A 21,578-nucleotide genomic window follows, 5' to 3' on the forward strand; every position below is an offset into this window, starting at 1 on the left:
TTGATTAAGTACAAATCTATCTTATCCGAAAATTCAAATAATAGACACTATAAAAAGATAATTCAGGCTTCTATCACCCAAACACTTTTACTAGATTTCCATATACTAGTAGAAAGAAAGGGAGGTGAATTAAGTGAAAACTTTCCATTATAAAAATGATCCGGAATCTACTTTTCATCACAAACACAAAAAGGACTCCAAAGATATCAACATTAACGTCGATTGCGGAAGTGATAGAAGAGACCGCAGAACACCAGCTTTCCGTGCATTGAAAACAACCAATCAACCACTGGCAGCAGGTCAGTCTAGCAAAATTACGTTTGAAGAAGAGCAATTTGATATCGGAAACATCTACAATGCCGGAAATTCCACTTTTGTACCCCGAGAGAGCGGTATCTACTATGTATCAGCCAGCTACACTTTTTCCCCGAACATGAATGTTCCCTACCGTACAAGAGCAGACATTGTGGTGAACGGCATCACCGTCCAAGTCGACAATGATTATTGGGACCAACTATTCATCCTAAACGTCGTCAATGTCTCCGCCGTCCTCCAACTAGAAGCAGGCGACCTCGTCGAAATTTTCGGTCAAAGCTCCACAGCCGGAACCATCTTCAGTGACGTTGAAGAACCCGGTTTAGCATTCAGCTCGAACTTTGAGGCATTTAAGGTGTCTTAAAGAAAGGGACGGTTCTAGCGCTTCCATATTCCTATGGAGCAGAAGAACCGTCCCTTATTCAATTCCTCATGCCCCCCGGAAGGTCCTCATACTTAACCTCGTCATATGAAGTCACGTCGTTATCATCTGTTAAATAAAGCATTAGGTAGGCTTCTTCGCGCAATTCTTTTGAGGCAGAGAATTCTACTTCTATGACTCTTCCGTCTTCATGGTATGCGGGTAGCTTGTACCAATAAGTCATCATGATTTCACCGGAATCTAATTTTGTTTCTTCTACAGAAGTGGCCTTTGTAATTTGTACATAGGCATTGTCTTTTGCCAAGCGGTTAAAATCAATGGCAGGCAAAACGACAAGCACACCTATAATAAGGATAACCATACAACTTATAAAAATGAAAAACTTCTTCATCAAGATCCCTCCAAATAATATTGTTCAATCGTTTTGTTAAAGCTTCTTACCGTAGCAAAATAGTAAATTGTATAGATGACGGTGTATGCAAGCATCCACAGGACAACAGGCACCAGCAGATCCATCATCAACAACTTGGAAAATGCCGTTAGCGCAACTGCTCCGTGAACCAGCCCTAATACGAGCGGTGCGGTGAAGATTACTGCCACTTGATGTCGAACGGTACGCTTTCTTTCTCGACTTGAAACACCAAGCTTATGAAGCATGCCATACTTTGCTTTATCCTCTTCCGCCTCGGTCATCATTTTGAAGAAGATGATACTTCCTGTTGCAACTAGAAATACTAATCCCAAAAAGCTTCCTACAAACAGGAGCGAACCATACGCTTCGATGGCTTCCTTATAATCCTTTGTGGCACTAGTGAAATTTTCAGTAACAGGTGAAGCCTCTAATTCCTCCGACAAGGCTAACTGATTTTTGTAATCCTTGACTTGAACCGCTTGGAAGATTCGCTCCTCAGACGCGATGCTACTATACACGTCATCTGTTACTACTAATGTGCTGCTTCCAATGGCAAAAGTATTAAATAATGCTTTGTCATATAACTTGGCGACTGTATGCTCCTTTTCATGGATGAGAACCGCTTCCTGTTTGATAGACCAACGTTCATCATAAAAGGCATCAATCAGTAGGACTTCTCCTTCCTTTATGGCATGCACGTCGTCCCATTCCAAATGAGCTGCAAGCTTTTCAAACGTAGACTGATCTATGACCGTGTATTCTCTTTCATACATATCCTCTGTCACACGTATTGCTTTACTCGATATGGTTTCTTCGTGCTCCAGCACATTAGGATCAATAGCAATGGGAGCGCCTTCCCACATAAAGGTGAATGGCGTATAGTCCAGGACACTTTTTTCCGCGTTATAATAAATACCGAATACCGCCCCACCCGCAGTAATAGTGGTCGCACTCAAAATAGCTATCATCGTCAGCGTTCTGGCATTTCCGCGAATCCTGTAAAGCAACTGTGATACAGTCATTAAATGAAGCCCTCGCCAAGCCCAGGTCTCCTTCTTTTTCAAAAAAGATAATACATAAACAAGAACACTATGAAAAATTAGTCCCGAACCGATAACGGTTAAGGCAATAATGACAATGGGCATCGCTAAACCAAGCGTACGCCATACTTCAGATGTCATCAGATCTTGAAGAGCTAGCCAGTACGCTCCAGCTAGTGCACCGACACCTAAAATCGCTGTAATAATCCGCGCCTTTGGCAACTCTTCTCCCTTTTTTTCCGCATGAAATAAATCAATCAGTTTGAATTGATAAATAACACGGTATCCTTGCAAGGACGTGAAAAGAAAAATAACGAAGAACACCAATAGCGTATTCAGCACGGCATCCATGGAAAATGCGAACCCGACCATCATATCCATGTTCATTAATTTCATTAAGATCGATAGCAGGACACGGGAAAGTAAAAAGCCGAGTCCGATTCCGACCACTAGCGACAACAGGCCAATAACCATGTTTTCAAAAAAGAGCAATAAGCCAATTGAACGTTTACGAACACCTAATAAGGAATACAACGCTACTTCCTTTTTTCTTTTCTTCATAAAAAACGAATTTGAATATAGGATAAAAATTGCCACAAAAATCATTAATACAAAAGCGGAAGCACCCATGATTCCTTGGACTTGCTTGGATGCTTCTGCAAGTTCACTAATATCGTTACTATATTTCAGCATCACAAATGTAAAGTAGATGACGATGGAAAAAATAGTTGTCCCAATATAAAGGGAATAGCTTTTTACATTACGTTGAATATTCTTTATGGCCAAATCAAATAACGTCATGGACGTCACCGCCTAATGTAGCAAGCTCATTTAATATTAGTTGGAAGAATTCCTTGCGCGATTTTGTTCCACGGTATAACTCTCTTGATAATTCACCATCTTTAATGAATAGGATGCGACGGCAATAGCTCGCTGCATATGCATCGTGGGTAACCATCATGATTGTTGTTTCGTTAACATCATTCAACCGACTCAGGCTAGTCAGTAAATCAGATGCCGATTTAGAATCGAGCGCCCCTGTGGGTTCATCCGCAAAGATCAGCTTGGGATTTGTCACAAGTGCTCGGCTTGCAGCAGTACGCTGTTTTTGACCACCTGATAACTGGTAAGGATATTTATCTAATAATGATGAGATACCAAATGTATCAGCCATTGCTTCTACCCGTTCTTTTATTTCTGCAGCCGGCTTTTTCGCAATTGCTAATGGTAGCACGATGTTTTCTCGTACGGTTAGCGAATCGAGTAAATGGTAGTCCTGGAAAATAAAGCCCAGGTGATTACGTCGAAAATCAGCAAGTGCTTCTTCTTTCAACTTAGCGATATTATCTTTCCCAAGAAAAATGTCTCCCCTCGTTGGAGAATCAATGGTTGCTAGGACATTAAGCAAGGTCGATTTCCCTGCACCTGAAGGACCCATCACCCCAACAAACTCCCCTGGATGAATATCAAATGAGATATGTTGAAGAGCTTTAAAAGTATTAGCTCCTTTGCCATATATTTTTTCTACTTTATCTACTACTAATAATGGTTCCATTAAATATGCACCTCTCTCTTTCGTATGTCCTTACTATACCGGGCCAACCTTACATTAAAATCAACGGTACCTTACAAAATCCTTAAATGAAGCAAATCTGAAAGAATAGACATACATTTAGTTCAGGCATTGATTTATACTAGTAGAAATGAGAAAGCTGTTTCGATCGGTGAAAGGATGTGTGAATGATGGACAAGCCACGGATATTAATAGTGGATGATGAAAAGGATTTATGTTCATTGATTAAAACGGCACTACAGAAAGAAGGATTTTCTGAAATAGAAATGGCCGGTACTGTGGAAGAAGGATGGGAAAAATTTAACGATTTCACGCCTAACATCGTCATTTTGGATGTCATGCTACCTGATGGTGAAGGATATGATCTTTGTAAAAGAATAAGAGAGATATCTCGTGTACCTGTTTTATTCTTATCAGCCAAAACAGATGAAATAGATAAGATCTTAGGACTGGCAATTGGCGGGGATGATTATATTACAAAACCATTCAGTCCAAAGGAAGTGGCATTCCGAGTAAAGGCGCAGCTCCGCCGTGCAGGTTACAGCACAGCTGAAGCAGAAGCACACGTTTCAAGCACTAGTGGAAGAACGATTACCATCGGTTCCTTTACTATCAACCATGATGAAACCGAAGTGATGAAGGATGGGCAAATGTTGGAATTGACGGCAAAAGAAGTGGGGTTAATGGCATGCTTCATGAGAAACCCAAATCACATTCTGAGTAAAGAGACGCTTTTTAACAAGGTGTGGGGCGAAGAGTTTTACGGTGCGGACAATACTTTAATGGTACATATCAGACGTTTACGGGAAAAAATAGAGGATACACCGTCCAAGCCAACCCATATCATCACGGTCAAAGGACTTGGCTATCGATTTATCCCAAAGTAGGTGAGGTTTTATGAAATGGAAGCTAACGGGGCGCTATTTAGTATCAGTGCTCATCATTGTCTTTATTGTGATTATTATTAATACCATCATTCTTTTTGGGATGCTCTTTTATCAGCAAGGACTAGGAATGGATGATGTATCAAGTAATTCTGGCGAGGACTTCTCTCGTCACTTCCATAAGTATTTAACGATGGAAAACGAGCAACCTGCCGTTTCAAAAGAAGGGATAGAGGCGCTGCAAGCTTTTGGAGCATGGATTCAAATCCTGGATGTCAACGGGAATGTCGTCACATCCGCTCTCGAACCAGAAGATGCCCCTGGCCACTATAGTCCGCTCCAACTTATCCATATCTATAAATACATGGATGACCAATTTGTCACGTACTTTATTGGAGAATTTGAGCCTTATAATTATTTGATCGGGGTTCCTAATTCTAAAGAAGAGCGGGTCGTGTTCATGCTTCACGCCGAATCCGTTTTTGCCTTTATTTCTAAATCATTACTTGTCATTCTTGTTGTTGATCTACTCATAGCATCACTTGTCGGCTTGCTGTTCAGTACCTTTTTAACAAAGCCGGTCACAAGGCTGATTGACCGCATAACACAGCTGAAAAAACGCAACTTTTCGGAGTTGGAAATGAAGAAAATGGGGATTTATAAACCTGTATTCGCCAATTTAAATGAAGTGTCCAGAACCCTTCAAGTACAGGAAAAGGAACGGGCAAAGCTAGAGAAAATGCGAGATGATTGGATCAGTAATGTCTCTCATGACTTAAAAACACCACTTTCCTCTATAAGAGGATATGCGGAGCTCCTCCGCTACCAGGATCTCTCTCCTGAAGATCGCTTGGAATATGCAGAAGTCATAGAACGTCAATCCATCTACATGAAGGATTTGCTTGATGACTTTAACCTTACAATGCGATTAAGGAATCAAGAGATGCCCCTCCATTTACAAGAAACACGAATCGAGAGCTTCGTTAGAGAAATTGTCATCGACTTATTAAATGATTCGCAATTTGGTAAATATCATATTTCCTTTGAGAGCTTGTCACCTGAATTAACTTGGAATATCGATCGCCATTTAATGAAGCGAGCGATTCTCAACTTTGTTTACAATTCGCTCATTCACAATGATGACAACATTGAAGTGACTATACATATCACGTCATACGGCATCTCCATCACAGATACAGGAAAGGGTATCGCACCACACGATTTAGAGCATATATTTGAACGTTACTACCGCGGAACAAACACCCAAAACATTCGTGGTACCGGACTTGGCATGGCAATCGCAAGAGATATAGTGGAAGCGCATGGTGGTAGCGTGGAATTAACAAGTGAGGTTGGGAGAGGGACTACCGTTGAGATTCGGTTGTAGATAAGGGACGGTTCTATTGCTTCTTCGGAAGCAATAGAACCGTCCCCAAAAATCAAATTCCTTTCAAAGCATCTTTGTAACGCTGATAATATGCTTCAACATTGTTCAACAGCAGTAATTCAGTGTATAGGTACACTTTCATATTGAAGTTATTGAAATCAATTGTAGTAAGCTCTTGTATTCTTTTTATTCGATAATTCAAAGTGTTCGGATGGATAAACAATTCATTAGCGGTCTGTTTGCCTTTTCCGTCATTCGCCAAAAACACTTCAAGTGTACGGAGCAGATCTGTCTGTTTCTTGACATCATTCTTGAGCAATGACAACAAGTCATCACTATAATAATCCTTTGAGGTGTTTTTTTCATAGAGGGTGGGCAAGTACCGATAAATTCCCAATTGAGCAAATTCCCGCGGCATCGATTCAGGACGCGGACCGATGAAGTTCGCGGTCTCAATGACCTCTGACGCTTCCAAAAAGCTCTTTCTCATTTGATATAGCTCGGTGTATTCCTTCCCCATCCCGATCAAGAAGTTATAAAATTGTTCTTCGCCTGTTTGTTCTTTGATTTTACTGACTAAATCCCTGGCTAATTCCAGGGAAGAAAACGGTTTATCTGCTTTGCCGTAGAGAACGAGGATCACTTGGTATTCCGTTTTCAACGTATAAATATTTGTATGGAAGCTTGATTCGTGGATCAGCCTCTCAAGATGGTCGAGCATAGGTTTAAATTGTGGGGATGTTATCGAATAAACAGCTACAGAGAACCGTTCCGGCAATGTCAGCTTGACTAGTGATGCGTCATGGCGCAGTTGGCTTTCACTTCCATATTCGTGCTGGAGGAGTTGCCACAATACCTCTTCTTTCTTGCCTTTCTTGACATTGACCTTCGCGTAAATATCATTGATCAGGTTCCCAAGGTGAGGGGAGATCTCTTCAAGGAAAGCAAGCTCTTCACTTTGGAGAAGCTGGCTGGATTCCTGGACCCAAATATATCCCATAGTATTCCCAAGGTACTTTGTGGCAATGACGACACGTTGGTGGAACCCCAACTCTTCCATAGGTTGAACCCGGATTGGATCCGAATGTCTTTCGAGTCGGTGTACGATGCCTTCTTTTTTCAGTCGATCGATGATGAAGATCGGACATTTTTTCGTGAGGATCGTCTTTTGCTGTGTTTGATCAAATTTATCGAAAGAGGAACTGTAAGAAATCAATTCAAAATTTTTGTTTTCAATGATCACAGGGTTCCCTAATTTTGAACTGATCATTTCCGTTGCTTTATGGATGTCTTCTGCTTGGAGGATCAAGTCTTTTGCTTCCATAGGAATCTTACCTTTCCGCGAGAGTTATTATTCCTATTATAGCGTTTAATTCCTGAATGAAAAGCGAAAAGCCCCCCCTTATCGGGAGAGCTTTTGTCATTAGAAGCTTAAATCGCTATTCCATTAGAATTTTTCGAAATGGTCTTGGCCAGCATGTCCAACCTTCCAAATTATTCTGCATCCATAAACGGATAGGAAATTTCTGTATTTGGTGCAAAGTTTTCTTTGATAATACGAGGACTTGTCCAACGAATCATGTTAAATACAGAACCTGCTTTATCGTTTGTACCAGAACCACGGGAACCGCCAAATGGTTGTTGATTAATCACCGCACCAGTAGGTTTATCGTTGATATAGAAGTTACCAGCCGCACCAGATAAGCGGCGTTCTAAGTGCATAATTGCTTGACGATCCTGTGCAAAGATCGCCCCGGTTAATGCATACATAGACGCTGTATCTACTGCAGTCAATGTTTCTTCTAATTTATCATTTTCATATACATAAATCGTTAATACTGGTCCAAAAATTTCTTCTGTCATTGTTTTAAAGTTTGGATTGGTTGTCACAATGATTGTCGGTTGAACGAAATATCCAACAGAATCATCATAAGTACCACCAGCAATAATTTCTGCTTCTTCAGAAGCTGCAGCATAGTCGATATAGCTTGTGATGGAATCAAAAGCCGCTTTATCAATTACCGCACCCATGAAGTTTGTGAAATCTCGGATATCCCCTACTTTAAGCTTAGCAGTTTCTTCCACTACACCAGTTTTCACTTCTTCCCACATGCTTGCAGGGATGTAAGCACGAGAGGCTGCTGAACATTTTTGACCTTGGTATTCAAACGCACCACGAACAAGTCCAGCTACTACTTTGTCTGCTTGTGCCGTTTCGTGAGCAAATACAAAGTCTTTTCCACCAGTCTCCCCAACCAAACGAGGATATGATTTATAGTTTGTAATGTTTTCTCCTACTGTTTTCCAAATTGTTTGGAACGTACTTGTGGAACCAGTAAAATGGAATCCAGACATACGAGAGTCTGTTAATACTACTTCCGATACTTGTGAACCACGAGAAGGTACAAAGTTGATGACACCTTTTGGTAATCCTGCTTCTTCTAAAATACGCATAAAGTAGTAGTTTGATAGTAAAGCTGTTGTTGCTGGTTTCCAAACGACTACGTTCCCCATTATTGCAGGAGCTGATGGTAAGTTCCCACCAATTGCTGTGAAGTTAAATGGAGATATTGCCAAGACAAAGCCATCCAATGGACGGTATTCTAAACGATTCCAAATATTCTTCATACTATCCGGTTGAATTTGATAGATTTGGTTGGCATAATCAACGCCAAAACGTAAGAAATCTGCTAATTCTTGTGCAGCATCAATTTCCGTTTGGTAAGCTGTTTTGGATTGTCCTAACATTGTAGCAGCATTTATTACGTCACGGTATGGACCCGAGATCAAATCAGCTGCTTTTAAGAAAATGGATGCACGGTGTTCCCATGGCATATTTGCCCATGACTCTTTTGCAGCCATTGCCGCTTCCACAGCGTCACGCAATTCCTTTTCTCCAGCTTGTGAATAGCTTGCCAAGACATGCTGGTGATCATGTGGCATAACCAATTGCTTCACTGTATCTGTCTTAATATTTTCTCCATTAATAATCACAGGGATATTGACTTCCATATTAGATTGGCGATTTAATTCCGCTTTTAATGTTTCTCTTTCCTTTGTACCTGGGGCATATGTGTTACCAGGCTCATTTTTAGGTGTTGGGATTTTGAAAATTCCGTTACTCATTCTTATCCATTCCTTCCTGTTTAAATCCTAATTAGATATAACTGCTTATATCGACAAATTTATTGGTAATAAGGCTCATAAAATTTACTTGCTGAAGATTCCTTTCAATGCAAACGCAACATTTGCAGGCCTTTCCGCCAGACGTCTCATGAAATACCCATACCAATCCTCCCCGTAAGGTAGATAAATACGGACTGTATAACCTTTTTTCACTAGATCGGACTGCAATTGATTTTTCATTCCATAAAGCATTTGAAACTCAAAGCGGTCATCTGGAATTTTATATTCTTTCACTAAATCGATGGTGTAATCGATCATCGCTTCATCATGGCTTGCTATAGCTGTATAATGACCACTCAAGAGTTGCTTTTTGATGAGATGTTTCAGGTTCTCATCCACCATTTGCTTTTCAGGAAAAACCACTTTACTAGATTCTTTATATGCACCCTTCACAAGCCTTAAATAAGGATTGAAATGATGGAGATCATCTATATCCTGCTCTGATCGATAGAGATAGGATTGAATCACCGTCCCAAGGTTTTCGTACTTACTCCGAAGCGTTTTGTAAACCTCAAGGATGGCATGGCACCTGGAGTAATCCTCCATATCGATGGTTACCGTGATTCCACTTTCCTTCGCCTTGGATAGAATCAATTCCATGTGTTCTATGACAAGGTCATGACTGATATCCAATCCCAAGGAGGTCAGTTTCACAGAAATTTCAGTGTCCAGTTGATGATAAGCGATCGCACTTATACTCTTAATGCACTCTTGAACATGTTCCCGCGCAACATCTTCGGAATTGACGAATTCACCTAGGTGATCGACTGTAACCTGGAATCCCTCCTGGTTCAATTGAGAAATCAATGGAATTGCTTGTGAAAAGGTTTCTCCCCCTATAATCTTGTTGGCCCCAAATTTTGATCCCCAACGTTTGGCCATTCGATCAAATGTCTTATTGTTGGAGAGGTACAAAAAGAAGCGCTTGCTTATGATTTCCAAGATCCCCTCACCTCCTTATATTGACTCTTCCCTGAAGACTAGGGTGAATAAACGAAGAATTCATTTGATTATTTATTTGTTAAGTAAATTATATCGATAATGATTGACTTGAAACAACGTGCTCTAACCACAATAATTCCAGTGCTGATTTATGATTTAAACACAATTGGATATAAAAATTGCAATAGAACGAGACGCATGAATGTTTTTCATGCGCCTCTTGGACATTATTTCACCTATTAAAAATCAAAATTATCAGGATCTGGACCGATTCTGTGGTCCTCCCTTCGTCAGTACCATATTATACGAGTCAATCCATTCCCCTTCATACTCCAGCTCGTTTTTATCGACACTTTCCAAAACAAATCCGACCTTTTCATACACCTTTATTGCCCTTTGATTGAAGGCAAAAACACTTAGAGTTAGTTGGCTCAAGGCGGTATGGTCAAACACATAATCCACCATAAGCTTTGTTGCCTCTGTGCCCAGACCTCGATCTCTTCCTCTTGGACCAATCATGATTCTAAAGTTCATGCTATTTTTATCCTCTTGATAAAGATTAACGACGGCCTCCCCTACAACCACACCGGCCGCATTATCCACAATGGCAAGGTCCAAGCGGTCTTTTTGTTCATTGCGGGTGGCGTACCAATTCCTTACCACCTCTTCATCAAAATCGTTCTCTGTTCCGCCTGTATATTTATTAACCTCAGGATCCCTCAGGCATTCCTCGATATACGGAAGGTCCTCTGGCATAAATGGCCTTAATGTAATTTTAGACCCTATCATTGTTGGTTTTTCTCGTAAATTAATCATTGCGTAAATTACTCCTTACATGGAAATCGTCCATTACTAGTTTAATATTGTCCGAGCAATCCCTTTTTCATCGCTATCTTTTCACACCAATGGAAGACTAGGAGACCAAGAATCAGGTAAACGAGGGAATTTAACAACAAAATCCCGTAGTCCATCCAAGCAATATCACTTAACGTCAAGTTCTCGATCATGACCGCTCTGACCATGTTCACCCCTTTTACAAACGGCGCAAACACGAGGTATGGTGCAACGGTAAGCGGGATGAAGACAAGGGCCATCAAGATAAATTGAAAGATTTGTAGAAACGCTTGGATTTGCTTTACGATGATGGCAAGTCCTGCGATCATAAAGCTGATTCCTACCATGCTGATCATCGTCACAAGAATAATCGGGATGGTCGTTAACGGATTAAGGTTCAGCCATTGACCGGACGTCAGCATTACAGCGAATAACAAAATAATCATGCAGATGGACTGTAGTAAAAATTGGCCGATTATCCGGGTGAGCATGATTTTCCAAACACCTTTTGGAGACATGTAGAGTTGCTCGAGGGTTCCCCGCATCGCTTCTGTTATGATGGCAAAGCCGATAAAGTTCATTGTCATCAGCGTCAGTCCCCAGAACACCACACTAACGATGGAATACTGCACATTCGAATCAAAGCTTGCCGGGTCGCCAATAAACATGATTCCGAAAAACGCCCCAAGGAAAATAAAGTAGAAGGTGAGCACAAGCGCAATGGTGTTTGGTAGATAACGCTTTAACTCGATATATTCCTTCCGTACATTGGCATTTAGCACATTAAGCCATTGCATAGCGCTTCTCCCCCTTCACGATCTGCAAGAATACCTGCTCGAAATCGATAGTCGTACGATCGATGCTTTCCACAGGAGTCCCTTCCTCTTTAAAAATATCAAAAAGGAGATAAATGTCCTCACTCCGCTCCAGGTTCACTTCTACCAACGTTTGAAGCGAGGATTCTGTGTACTTGCTCAAAGGAAAAGTGGTGGTCAGCTTCTTTTTCTGGGCAGTACTTAATGCCTTACCGAGTGTTACGGAATAGGCTTTCGTTTCAAAGAGGTTGAGGAGATTTTCCACTTTTTCATCCACGACAACGGAGCCTTTGTTAATGATGATGGTCCGGTCACAGAGTTCCTGGACAACTGGCATATCATGAGAGCTGATAATGATGGTACGCTGCTCTTCCTTGACAATTTTTTTAAGGCTTTCACGAAGCTCGTAACTAATCTCCACATCAAGGCCGAGTGTAGGTTCATCAAGCAGAATGACCTCTGTGTTTGCAAGTAAGGCCACCGCAATTGCCAGCTTCTGCTGCATTCCTCGCGACAATCCTTGCACAAGCTCATGCTCTTTATCCTTCAGTCCGAACTGCTCTAACAGTTTCTCTATCTGCGCTGCAACTTCTTTTCGGGAATGTCCTCTGTTCCCGGCAAAATACTCCAGGTTTTCCCGCACTGTTAAGCGCCAATACAGATTCCGGTTTCCTTCCAGAACTGCGCTAATATGCTGCAATGCTTTCAATCTCTTTTTTTGGATGTCCAGTCCATTAATGAAAATAGATCCCTCTTCTGGCTTCAACAGCCCACAGATCATTTTAATGGTGGATGTTTTACCGGCACCATTTGGACCAAGCAGTCCCAGGACCTCCCCTTTATGTACATCAAAAGACACATCATTTACCGCCGTCACAACTTCCTTCGTCTTCCGCTTCACATACCGCTTCTGAATCCCACGCACCTCAATTATTTTCTCCATCGCTACCTCCAATGTTCTAAATTGTTCATCCTATATTTTCATTATATTCTGTAAATTGACAGATATAAACACCCAGCAGGTGGATTTCCTCTCGGTCTAGAGACTTAAGGGACGGTTCTTGCGCTTCCATGTTACCTAGGAAGCAGAAGAACCGTCCCCTATTTTCCACAATAAAAGACAGTTCCCACCTACTAAGGGGAAACTGTCTTTTTAACTCTATAGAGGGTTAGCCTTTAAAACTTCCTCACACTTACTGGAAGTTATAAAATAACGAATTAGTGTTTCTTGCTCAAAGGTTTTTCCTGCAGAATCCTTGTACACAATCTTAACTGCATCAGTAGAAACAGTGCCAGATGAAGTAGAAGTTAAGGCAAATACAAGATTCCATTTCTCATTTGGCTGAATTTTCGCATCAACAGCTTCTATACGATTATCCCAATTCTCCGGCAGTGGAAATTCTGGGGTGTCTGCTGGTGGCCATTCGCCAAATCCCAGAAGCGCTTCATCAGGGTTAAGCTTTACCAGAACAGCCTCTTTAAGTTCTAGGCCGTCAGCATTTACCAGAGAGATATCAGTAATAGTAATTTCCTCATCTCCCTCATGTATGAGAAATGTATCCCCAAACATTCTGCTCGCTCCATCCCCTCCAGGTACACAGTCCATACCAGGTGTCTCACCAAGGTTTAAACTGCTTCCAACTGGATTCGAGTTAGTACATCCACTGATGAATAAAAGTAAGGTGAGCAATAAGAGAGACTTTACTCGAATCATAACGACCTCATCACCAAGCGTTTCGGGGACCCATTAGGTTTATCATGTGTACCGCATAGTCTGCCAGCGGTTTTAAATACATATTCTATTTTTGAATTTGTTGTGTATCCAGTTTGACTGGACAAGTCAATTCCAATTGCTCCGCTAAGCTTGGCACCATTTGACCATGTAATAGTTTTGGTGCTTGCTTTTTCTCCGCCACTACCAGCTGATCTGTACGGTACACAGTAACTACTGGATGTTGTAGGAACACTTACACTTCGGTGATTAGTTCCCCCTTCATGTTTAATTGGCCTAACTGACCATGAAAAACTTGGCCCTGGGCTACGGGTAGTCGTGCAATATTTTCCGTATGAAAAATAAGTATCTAGATGACGTGACGTGGCTGACGTGTACCAAGGCCATGTAGTCGTATTGCTTCTTGATCTGGTTACGGAGCCACTTGAACTAAATGATCCATACTTACCTGAAGATGAAATACCGACACCTAAAGTACTTGAAGCACTGCCAGAATACGTAAATTTCATATTCTTTCCACTTGTTGCTGTATGAATGGACCCAACATTCACCAATCGATCTCCTAAATTTTGAACTAATTTAGTACCTGTGGTAGGACAACCGTTTGAAAAGTCTGTTGGTAATGAAGTATTTCCCACTTCTGTGTAAAGCCCCGTATCTACTTCATAGACTATCTCTTCTCCATCTACTGTGGTAGCTGCAGGATTATTCAATTGCAAATTAACACCTATTGCATTGACTATCTGACCCGTGGTTGGATTAACTTGCGCTCCAGAAGGATTATTTTCACTGTCTTTTTGTGTGGGTTCGATAGTAAAGCTATACGTAACCGTTCCTGACTCTGTCCAAGCAACAACGTCGACATCCATCATTCCGTCCTCAGACCATAAATCAGATATGTCTATACTTGGGTCTATACTAAGCTTAAAATATCCATTCGCATCTGTTACGGTTTTTGCAATCGGTACGAGATCAAACGTGTCACCTTCTTTCATTGAACCAAGTTTCTCTGAACTTGGCCATGCCTGAAGATACACTGCAGCATTTTTAGCTGCTTGTCCCCCGTCATAGTTCAAGATCTGACCGGTAACAACAGGGTTGATATCTAAGTTTCTCGTGTCAGCAACCTCTGTTAACCACCCTTCATACTCTGCTTTCTCCCCATTAGCTGCACCCTTTTCGCTTGCCGATACATTAAACGTTGTGCTCATTAACAAAACAATCACCAAAGACCATAATCCAAAAGCAACATGGAACTTCTTTTTCATTTCCCAACCTCCCTTTTAATTTTTTTATGCAAATGTCTCTTAGAAGCTTTATACATCTTTAGAAATATTTTACTTTATCTTGCGGTATATCAACAATAGTTATAATTAACTAAAAATTCATAAAATTATCTTCCCCATGAGGAATATTTACTGGTTTTCGGGGAGCATCTAGGGACGGTTCTTGCGCTTCCATGTTACCTAAGAAGCAGAAGAACCGTCCCTTATTTTCAGGTTCTAAGCGTTAAAAACACAGATGTAACAAGTGTACAGGCCAAAACCGTCAGGAATCCGATAAGTATGAGGTGTTGCGGAAGGAAAGCGCATAGCAACATGGCTAGTCCTCCAATAATCAGTGGTTTGGAGAATGGACGCAACCCCTTATTCCAGGATTGGTGAGTTGATTTTTTGGGTTCTGAGGATGTAGGAGGCAACTCTAGTTGAAATCTAGGAAGTGTGTTTGCAGTGGCAATCAGGACAAGCCCGACGCCAATTGGAACGAGCATAATGACTGGGAATCCCGTATCCATAAGATATAAAATCAATCCGATTTGAAGGATGGTCAATATCAACATTAAAGCTAAAAAGATACTTTCCAGTCCTTTGCTGTATCGCTCAAACGAAGCTTGTTTCGGTATGATCCAAAAGCTCACCATAACCAGAACCATCGCAAATGGAATGCTAAATAATGAAATGATTTGCGAAGAGTCCTGCACCGCTGCTCCCAACAACCCCATAAACAAAACATAGATGCTCCACGCAAAAGAAATAACGACTAACAAATACATACTCAGCTTTCTCATTTTTCATTTTCCCCCTTTGATTGTGACTGAAATTGCACGACCCACTTCAGCACTTCTTGAAATACGCTCGCATTTAACGAATAGTACACATACTGGCCCCTTTTGATGGCATAAACTAAATCTGCATTCTTCAATACAGACAAATGTTGCGATATCCCAGCTTTGCTCATGTCAAAATGGTCAGCAATTTCACCAGCAGTTAAATCTCCCTCCTTCAAAAGATCTAAGATTTTTCTTCTGTTTTCATCTGATAATGCTTTAAACAATCCGTTGATTCCCAACTACTAGACCTCCACATTAAGTATTTAAGTAATTACTTAACTACTTAAATTATAGCCGATTGTATTTTATTGTCAAGAAAAAGGCGTCGATTCCACTACTTCATTCGATGTTCGAAGGAAGCGCGAGAACCGTCCCCTTATTTATTAGAAAAAGCAGAGGAACCGCCCTCTGCTTCAAAAACCTCTTTGGATTGGACCCTATTTATCCAGCCTTAATTGTTAGCGCACTCTCCTTTTACATTGTATCTATTTATACAAGCAAGCCAACAGATAAACCGACTACTATCAATAATGACAAAGGGGAAAGTTTATCGTAAAAATACTGGATGCACTGGATAGTATGGCTGAGATAAGGTCCGCAAACAGAATTCCTACCACAAACGACGGTAGAACTTCTACAGCCATTAACGGCAGAGCATAGTTGGCTCCGTATTCGGTCATGATGGATTCATCAATGCCGTTCTGGACCATACCGTACATTAGGATTCCGATAACGGCAGGGATAAATGCGAACAGCGCATATACTATTGATGTAATGATAGAAGCTTTCTTCGCCGCTTTTTCATCCTTGGCTGCATAGTAGCGTTGAACCGGTTCCTGTCCAACTGTGAAAGAAGCGATATACATGAATATTAGCGCTAAAATAGTTCCAAATCCCATCAAACATGCTCCATTTTTCTGCGGGGACATTGGCGGTAAGATCTGTAAATCCTCCTCCAGCCTTTAAAGCAAAAGGAATAATTAATGCCATACCAATTAATATAAAGAACCATTGAACAACATCTGTGTAAACAACACTATACATTCCACCCATTACAATGTAGGCTGCCACTACCATCAGGCAGGGCATACATCAAACTATTTACTTTGTTCAATTTTAATATTTTTCAACCTTTTCATGATTCCCTTCGACTCCACCCCAAAGAAATTGTAAAGAGTTAAATATTCACGATACATTTGATCATAGACTTTTGCATTGTCAGCGTCTGGAACATACACTTTATCCTCCAACTTACCCATTGCTTGACCTGCAACAAATACATCATCATATCCGCCTCGTTCTATACCTGCAGCAACTGCTCCAAAGATAGCACTTCCTAGCGCAGGTCCTTGTGAGCCACCGCCAACTTTCACAGGCATATTAATCACATCTGCGTATATTTGCATAACAAGAGGGTTCTTTTGGGCAATGCCTCCAGAGGCAAAGAACTCGTCGACGGCTACACCATTTTCTCTAAAAGTTTCTATGATTTTTCTTGTTCCATAGGCTGTACTTTCGATTATGGCACGGTAGATGTCTTCTGGCTTCGTTTGAAGGGTCATCCCCACAATCATTCCAGTTAAATCAACATCCACGAGCGTTGAACGGTTTCCGTTCCACCAATCAAGTGCGACTAATCCATTTTCACCTGCTTTTAGATTTTCGGCTTTTTCGGTCATATATTCATGAATGCTTTTCCCTTCACTTTTGGCTTGCTTCTTATACTCTGCTGGTACGCAATTATCTACGAACCACGCGAAGGTATCCCCGACACAATTCTGACCTGCTTCATAGCTAAAGAACCCAGGTACAAGTCCGTCTTCTACAACACCGCATATACCAGGTACTTTCTGTTCCTCTTCACTCGTGATCAAGTGACAGCTTGATGTTCCAATAATATCTAACATTTTACCTGGTCCATCTATCTTTACAGCAGGGAAACACACATGAGCATCGGCATGGGCAATTGCTACAGCAGTTCCTGCATTTAATCCAGTTAATTCCGCCGCTTTTATTGTTATTTCCCCTGCCCTTTGCCCAATCGGGGTAATATCAGTACTCAACTTTTCTTCGACGACGTTTTCCAAACGAGGATCTAATGATTTAAAGAACGCTTTTTCTGGATATCCTTCTTGTTTATGCCAAATTGCCTTGAAACCGGCTGTACATGCATTTCTCGTATGTTCTCCAGTCAGTTGCCAAACAATCCAATCGGAAGCCTCTATAAAATAATCTGCTTCGTCATAAATATGTGGAGCTTCGTCTAATACTTGCCAGATCTTAGGGAAGACCCATTCAGATGAAATTTTTCCACCATAACGATTCAGCCATTCTTCTCCCATTTGTTCTGCAATCTCATTTAACTTGTTCGCTTTTTCCTGAGCAGCATGGTGTTTCCATAACTTTACATAGGAGTGTGCTTCCTCTTTATATGAATCGATGAAGCACAATGGAGTGCCATCCGATTTTATCGGTAAAATTGTACACGCGGTAAAGTCTACACCCACACCAATAATATCATCCGGAGAGACACCAGACAGTTTTAATACAGATGGGATAACGGTGGATAGTACTTCCAAATAATCCTTTGGATGTTGAAGTGCCCAATCAAGAGGCAGCTTATCCCCGTTAGGCAATGCCTTATCCATTACCCCGTGAGCGTAATCATGTGTTGCTGTCGCTAACTCTTCCCCTGTTTTTACATTCACTAATACTGCGCGCCCCGAAAGTGTTCCGAAATCAAGGCCAATTGTATATTTTGACAATATAATCCCCCCTAAGTAGTTCTTAGATTAGTCGTTTTTATTTTTAGTCAGAGCTTCACCAACTTTTCCGCCAGGATGGATAACTGCAAATTGTTCTTTTGAATACCCCCTGAATCGTGTCATCGCAATGCTAATAGCATCAAAAAGGGCAATAGTAGTAAGGGTACTTGCTGTAGCTAACATGTTAAAGTCATCCGGTTCTTTCGATACTTTTACTTTTAATACATAATCTGCATTAGTTGCTATGTATGAGTCCTCTACCTCTGTTACGGCAATTAAGGTTGCACCTTTTGTTTTACAACCTGGTATTAAATTATTAATTTCTTGTGTTGCCCCTCCCTTAGAAAACGCAATAACGATATCTTCTTTCTGAACAACACCAAGCCCACCATGAACAGCATCAGAAGGTGTTAGAAATAAGGCTGGACATTCCACACAACTTAACGTGTGGGCTATTTTTTTTGCAGCAGCACCTGATGTTCCACAACCTGTCGTAATAATTTTCCCTTTGCAGTTCTTTATAAGTTCATACACCTTTTCTACTTGTGCATGATCAAACGTATTCCTAATTTCCAATATAGCCTCTGCTTCTTTTGTAAGCGTATCATTGACGGAATCTATCACATTAGCGAACAAAATAAATCACACTCCTAGAGTAATATGTCTATCAAATATCTAAAAATGTTTTTTCTCCATAAATCGCTTCCCAATCTTTTTTAAAGTCTGTTACGGCTGTTTCGATTGAGGGCATTTTAAGTGATGTACGAAGCAATCCTGGGTCAACAGTTGCACTATGTGCCCCACTTTCAAATGCTCTCATTACTTGGCCAATGTTTTTAAAACTAGCAGCTAGAATCTTTGTTTGGTAGTTGCCAGTTTGAATCACTTTCGCATAGTGATTGATTACACGTTCTGGGTCTATATTGATGTTTTCCATTCGATTGTAATAAGGTGCAATATAATCTGCGCCTGCCATAATAGCATAATCACCTTGTGCCATCGTATAGATTGCGGTCGCAGTTATGTAAAAACCCTCATTCTTCAGCTGATTGATGGCTTTTAAACCCTCTTCATTGACAGGTATTTTGATATACAGATCTTTTCCTAATTTCTCTACTAATCTGTATGCTTCTTCTACCATTCTTTCAGATTTATCTGTAGTTACTTGAACATGTAAAGAACGATGATTGCCAATTACATTCCGGACCTCTTTAAAATGGTTGACTAGTTCAAGTCTTCCTTCTTTTTTTAAGATACTGGGATTGGATGTGATACCTGTAAATGGGAAAATTCCAGTGCAATACCGTATATCATCTAAATTCGCCGTATCAAACATCAATTCCATTCTCAACCCTCCATATCCCATTAATATTTATAGTGTGGTTACTTCAGCAAAGTTCTCGTATGCTTTCTTACAGGCAAGGTCAATATTTTCATCTAAATTAAATAACCCAGAGGAACCAAGCACATAAACATCTGCACCGGCCTTTTTCAGCAGACTGAACGAATGTTTGTTGACTGCTCCATCTACTTGGATTTTATAGGAATATCCTTTTTCCTCCCTCAGACGAACTGCTTCTTCAATCTTTTCTATCATTTCATTGATAAAGGGCTGCCCAGGAAATCCAGGATCCACTGTCATAATCGTCAGTAATTCCACTCTCCCTAAGTAGGATTCAATATAACGGAGGGGAGTTGCTGGATTAATGACAATCCCTACCCTACAACCAACCCTTGCAATCATATTTAATACACGAAAAGCATGATGATTAATCGTCTCTGCTTGTGGGGAAATGTAGGTTGCACCAGCATCTGCACAAATTTCAATCCAATCTTCTGGATTTGTGGTTGCTAAATGGACATCCATTGGCTTATTCGCCACTTTTCTAAACGCTTTCATCAAGTCTGGGGAGAGGGAAAGATTCTTACTGTAGTGTCCATCAATAATATCAATATGATAATAATCAACAGAATGATTTAAAACTTCCAACTGATCTTTTACATGCAAGAAATCCATACACATAAGAGATGCCGAGAATATAGGTTTCATCGTTTAACCTCCCGCTTATAAAGAAGGAATGCATTTTTATATTAATCAATAGTAGGTTCCTGGTTTCCCTGGTTTATCTTGAACCAATGTCACTGCTGCGAAGTAATCCGCATTAATCTAGCTTCACTCTTCTTATTTAGAACAAAGTTAACTATAAGTACTACTATTAGCGCTGTACCCCAAATCATGTCTCTGTAGAAGTTACTGATATTCGGAAACATATTTAAGTAAGATGACATTAACTGAACGATGATAGTTGCCAGGAAAATCCCATATATCTTACCTTTACCGCCACTTGGATTAATCCCGCCAAGGACAGCAATAAGAATAGTCAACATAACAAAGCTTGACCCAAAGTCAGCCTTTGCTGAGTTGATTCGGGCAAGACTTAGTATTCCGGCAGATGCTGCAATCACTCCGGAAAGCATATATGCTCTCATGATGATTTTATTATTTTTTATACCAGTAAACTTAGATGCTTTCTCATTTGTTCCTAATAAATACAATTGCATTCCGTATTTTGTTCTCCCAATGTAATAGGATACGATTGCCACAATAACAAGATACACAATGAAAGATAGCGTAAAGATTTGAAATACATTTGTACGTCCCAGTTCTGTAAAAGGTTGAGGTAAACCACTTACGATCCCTCCCTTTGTAATGATAATGGAAAGACCCATGAATAACTGCATGGTCCCCAATGTCGCAAGCATTGCAGGTATTCTTAGCTTCGCAATAAGAAAACCGTTAAAAAGGCCGCAAATAACACCAGTTAATAAACCAAGTAGTATTCCTAGAATTATAAAAATTATTTGTTCCGTACCAGTAACTGCAGTAGCGTAGGATTGCATAAATATTCCTGCAACAATCGCACTAAGGTTAGCTATATAAACAACAGAGAGGTCAATTCCCCCTGCAATCATCGCGATCCCTACTCCAATTGCCAGTAAACCGTACTCTACGAGTTGTTTCTCCATCGAAAGGAAGTTGGCTAGTGATAAAAAGGAATCTGGCTTTGTGATACTTGCTATACCTAACAAAGTGAACATGATGATTAATAAACGAAGCGTGTTTCCATCCATTTTATTGAAAGGAAATCTTTTATCATTGTTTAAAATAGCATCTGTATTTGTCTTTATGGAAGTTTTCAT

At 40.6% G+C, this 21,578-nt stretch carries 22 protein-coding genes; 3 read left to right on the forward strand and 19 right to left on the reverse strand.

Features of this window, described 5'->3' with window-relative positions:
• The first annotated feature begins 133 nt into the window (after window positions 1-133).
• A complete protein-coding gene (locus AB685_RS16645; protein WP_047971700.1) occupies window positions 134-679 on the forward strand; it encodes a hypothetical protein in 546 nt (181 codons plus the stop codon).
• 58 nt (window positions 680-737) lie between these two features.
• Here AB685_RS16645 and AB685_RS16650 read toward each other — a convergent pair whose 3' ends face one another.
• The 3 genes from AB685_RS16650 to AB685_RS16660 are packed head-to-tail and all read right to left on the reverse strand — an operon-like array spanning window position 738 to window position 3,704.
• A complete protein-coding gene (locus AB685_RS16650; protein WP_047971701.1) occupies window positions 738-1,088 on the reverse strand; it encodes a YxeA family protein in 351 nt (116 codons plus the stop codon).
• Window positions 1,088-2,950 carry an ABC transporter permease gene (locus AB685_RS16655; protein ID WP_047971702.1) on the reverse strand — a complete coding sequence of 621 codons (1,863 nt, stop codon included), beginning with the start codon at window positions 2,948-2,950 and terminating at the stop codon, window positions 1,088-1,090. Before AB685_RS16655 ends, AB685_RS16650 begins: the two co-directional genes overlap by 1 nt.
• On the reverse strand, window positions 2,937-3,704 hold the full coding sequence (locus AB685_RS16660; RefSeq protein WP_047971703.1) for an ABC transporter ATP-binding protein: 768 nt from the start codon (window positions 3,702-3,704) through the stop codon (window positions 2,937-2,939). The genes AB685_RS16655 and AB685_RS16660 overlap by 14 nt, the downstream gene beginning before the upstream one ends.
• Window positions 3,705-3,892: 188 nt before the next feature.
• Here AB685_RS16660 and AB685_RS16665 point away from each other — a divergent pair, with 188 nt between their 5' ends.
• Together AB685_RS16665 and AB685_RS16670 are read left to right on the forward strand one after the other, a co-directional pair.
• On the forward strand, window positions 3,893-4,609 hold the full coding sequence (locus AB685_RS16665; protein WP_047971704.1) for a response regulator transcription factor: 717 nt from the start codon (window positions 3,893-3,895) through the stop codon (window positions 4,607-4,609).
• A gap of 10 nt (window positions 4,610-4,619) precedes the next feature.
• On the forward strand, window positions 4,620-5,993 hold the full coding sequence (locus tag AB685_RS16670) for a HAMP domain-containing sensor histidine kinase (protein ID WP_047971705.1): 1,374 nt from the start codon (window positions 4,620-4,622) through the stop codon (window positions 5,991-5,993).
• 52 nt (window positions 5,994-6,045) lie between these two features.
• Here AB685_RS16670 and AB685_RS16675 read toward each other — a convergent pair whose 3' ends face one another.
• The 16 genes from AB685_RS16675 to AB685_RS16750 form a co-directional block, all read right to left on the reverse strand.
• Window positions 6,046-7,317 (reverse strand): helix-turn-helix domain-containing protein, encoded by a 1,272-nt coding sequence (locus AB685_RS16675; protein ID WP_047971706.1) that lies wholly within the window; start codon window positions 7,315-7,317, stop codon window positions 6,046-6,048.
• Window positions 7,318-7,487: 170 nt separating this feature from the next.
• Window positions 7,488-9,119 carry an L-glutamate gamma-semialdehyde dehydrogenase gene (gene pruA, locus AB685_RS16680; protein ID WP_047971707.1) on the reverse strand — a complete coding sequence of 544 codons (1,632 nt, stop codon included), beginning with the start codon at window positions 9,117-9,119 and terminating at the stop codon, window positions 7,488-7,490.
• A gap of 84 nt (window positions 9,120-9,203) precedes the next feature.
• Window positions 9,204-10,121, reverse strand: a complete 918-nt coding sequence (locus AB685_RS16685) for a proline dehydrogenase family protein (RefSeq protein ID WP_047971708.1) — start codon at window positions 10,119-10,121, stop codon at window positions 9,204-9,206.
• A 255-nt stretch (window positions 10,122-10,376) separates the two neighbouring features.
• Entirely contained in the window at window positions 10,377-10,937 is a 561-nt protein-coding gene (locus AB685_RS16690) for a GNAT family protein (protein WP_047971709.1), read from the reverse strand.
• 41 nt (window positions 10,938-10,978) lie between these two features.
• A complete protein-coding gene (locus AB685_RS16695; RefSeq protein ID WP_047971710.1) occupies window positions 10,979-11,752 on the reverse strand; it encodes an ABC transporter permease in 774 nt (257 codons plus the stop codon).
• Entirely contained in the window at window positions 11,739-12,713 is a 975-nt protein-coding gene (locus AB685_RS16700) for an ABC transporter ATP-binding protein (protein WP_047971711.1), read from the reverse strand. Before AB685_RS16700 ends, AB685_RS16695 begins: the two co-directional genes overlap by 14 nt.
• A gap of 216 nt (window positions 12,714-12,929) precedes the next feature.
• Window positions 12,930-13,484 carry a hypothetical protein gene (locus AB685_RS16705; RefSeq protein ID WP_047971712.1) on the reverse strand — a complete coding sequence of 185 codons (555 nt, stop codon included), beginning with the start codon at window positions 13,482-13,484 and terminating at the stop codon, window positions 12,930-12,932.
• Complete coding sequence (locus AB685_RS16710) at window positions 13,481-14,770, reverse strand: hypothetical protein (RefSeq protein WP_047971713.1); 1,290 nt, start codon at window positions 14,768-14,770, stop codon at window positions 13,481-13,483. Before AB685_RS16710 ends, AB685_RS16705 begins: the two co-directional genes overlap by 4 nt.
• A gap of 227 nt (window positions 14,771-14,997) precedes the next feature.
• Entirely contained in the window at window positions 14,998-15,570 is a 573-nt protein-coding gene (locus tag AB685_RS16715) for a hypothetical protein (RefSeq protein WP_047971714.1), read from the reverse strand.
• Window positions 15,567-15,845 carry an autorepressor SdpR family transcription factor gene (locus AB685_RS16720; RefSeq protein ID WP_198530529.1) on the reverse strand — a complete coding sequence of 93 codons (279 nt, stop codon included), beginning with the start codon at window positions 15,843-15,845 and terminating at the stop codon, window positions 15,567-15,569. The genes AB685_RS16715 and AB685_RS16720 overlap by 4 nt, the downstream gene beginning before the upstream one ends.
• A gap of 291 nt (window positions 15,846-16,136) precedes the next feature.
• Window positions 16,137-16,511, reverse strand: coding sequence for a hypothetical protein (locus tag AB685_RS16725; RefSeq protein ID WP_277814293.1), 375 nt, complete (start codon window positions 16,509-16,511; stop codon window positions 16,137-16,139).
• A gap of 198 nt (window positions 16,512-16,709) precedes the next feature.
• A complete protein-coding gene (gene araB, locus AB685_RS16730) occupies window positions 16,710-18,383 on the reverse strand; it encodes a ribulokinase (protein WP_198530530.1) in 1,674 nt (557 codons plus the stop codon).
• Between the two features lie 21 nt (window positions 18,384-18,404).
• Window positions 18,405-19,013 carry an SIS domain-containing protein gene (locus tag AB685_RS16735; RefSeq protein ID WP_198530526.1) on the reverse strand — a complete coding sequence of 203 codons (609 nt, stop codon included), beginning with the start codon at window positions 19,011-19,013 and terminating at the stop codon, window positions 18,405-18,407.
• 31 nt (window positions 19,014-19,044) lie between these two features.
• On the reverse strand, window positions 19,045-19,743 hold the full coding sequence (locus AB685_RS16740; protein WP_241773320.1) for a fructose-6-phosphate aldolase: 699 nt from the start codon (window positions 19,741-19,743) through the stop codon (window positions 19,045-19,047).
• Between the two features lie 6 nt (window positions 19,744-19,749).
• The gene (gene alsE / locus AB685_RS16745; RefSeq protein WP_047971718.1) at window positions 19,750-20,427 is read right to left on the reverse strand and encodes a D-allulose 6-phosphate 3-epimerase; all 678 of its coding nucleotides are present in this window, start codon (window positions 20,425-20,427) and stop codon (window positions 19,750-19,752) included.
• 89 nt (window positions 20,428-20,516) lie between these two features.
• Window positions 20,517-21,578 (reverse strand): ABC transporter permease, encoded by a 1,062-nt coding sequence (locus tag AB685_RS16750; protein ID WP_082153671.1) that lies wholly within the window; start codon window positions 21,576-21,578, stop codon window positions 20,517-20,519.

This window comes from Bacillus sp. LL01 (genome assembly GCF_001037965.1).

Coding starts and splice junctions, on each gene's coding strand:
- AB685_RS16705 (WP_047971712.1), bottom strand. CDS start 13,484: ATGATTCGAGTAAAGTCTCTCTTATTGCTCACCTTACTTTTATTCATC.
- AB685_RS16665 (WP_047971704.1), top strand. CDS start 3,893: ATGGACAAGCCACGGATATTAATAGTGGATGATGAAAAGGATTTATGT.
- alsE (WP_047971718.1), bottom strand. CDS start 20,427: ATGAAACCTATATTCTCGGCATCTCTTATGTGTATGGATTTCTTGCAT.
- AB685_RS16710 (WP_047971713.1), bottom strand. CDS start 14,770: ATGAAAAAGAAGTTCCATGTTGCTTTTGGATTATGGTCTTTGGTGATT.
- AB685_RS16740 (WP_241773320.1), bottom strand. CDS start 19,743: ATGGGATATGGAGGGTTGAGAATGGAATTGATGTTTGATACGGCGAAT.
- AB685_RS16675 (WP_047971706.1), bottom strand. CDS start 7,317: ATGGAAGCAAAAGACTTGATCCTCCAAGCAGAAGACATCCATAAAGCA.
- AB685_RS16700 (WP_047971711.1), bottom strand. CDS start 12,713: ATGGAGAAAATAATTGAGGTGCGTGGGATTCAGAAGCGGTATGTGAAG.
- AB685_RS16725 (WP_277814293.1), bottom strand. CDS start 16,511: ATGGGATTTGGAACTATTTTAGCGCTAATATTCATGTATATCGCTTCT.
- AB685_RS16655 (WP_047971702.1), bottom strand. CDS start 2,950: ATGACGTTATTTGATTTGGCCATAAAGAATATTCAACGTAATGTAAAA.
- AB685_RS16650 (WP_047971701.1), bottom strand. CDS start 1,088: ATGAAGAAGTTTTTCATTTTTATAAGTTGTATGGTTATCCTTATTATA.
- AB685_RS16670 (WP_047971705.1), top strand. CDS start 4,620: ATGAAATGGAAGCTAACGGGGCGCTATTTAGTATCAGTGCTCATCATT.
- AB685_RS16695 (WP_047971710.1), bottom strand. CDS start 11,752: ATGCAATGGCTTAATGTGCTAAATGCCAATGTACGGAAGGAATATATC.
- pruA (WP_047971707.1), bottom strand. CDS start 9,119: ATGAGTAACGGAATTTTCAAAATCCCAACACCTAAAAATGAGCCTGGT.
- AB685_RS16715 (WP_047971714.1), bottom strand. CDS start 15,570: ATGAGAAAGCTGAGTATGTATTTGTTAGTCGTTATTTCTTTTGCGTGG.
- AB685_RS16660 (WP_047971703.1), bottom strand. CDS start 3,704: ATGGAACCATTATTAGTAGTAGATAAAGTAGAAAAAATATATGGCAAA.
- AB685_RS16750 (WP_082153671.1), bottom strand. CDS start 21,578: ATGAAAACTTCCATAAAGACAAATACAGATGCTATTTTAAACAATGAT.
- AB685_RS16690 (WP_047971709.1), bottom strand. CDS start 10,937: ATGATTAATTTACGAGAAAAACCAACAATGATAGGGTCTAAAATTACA.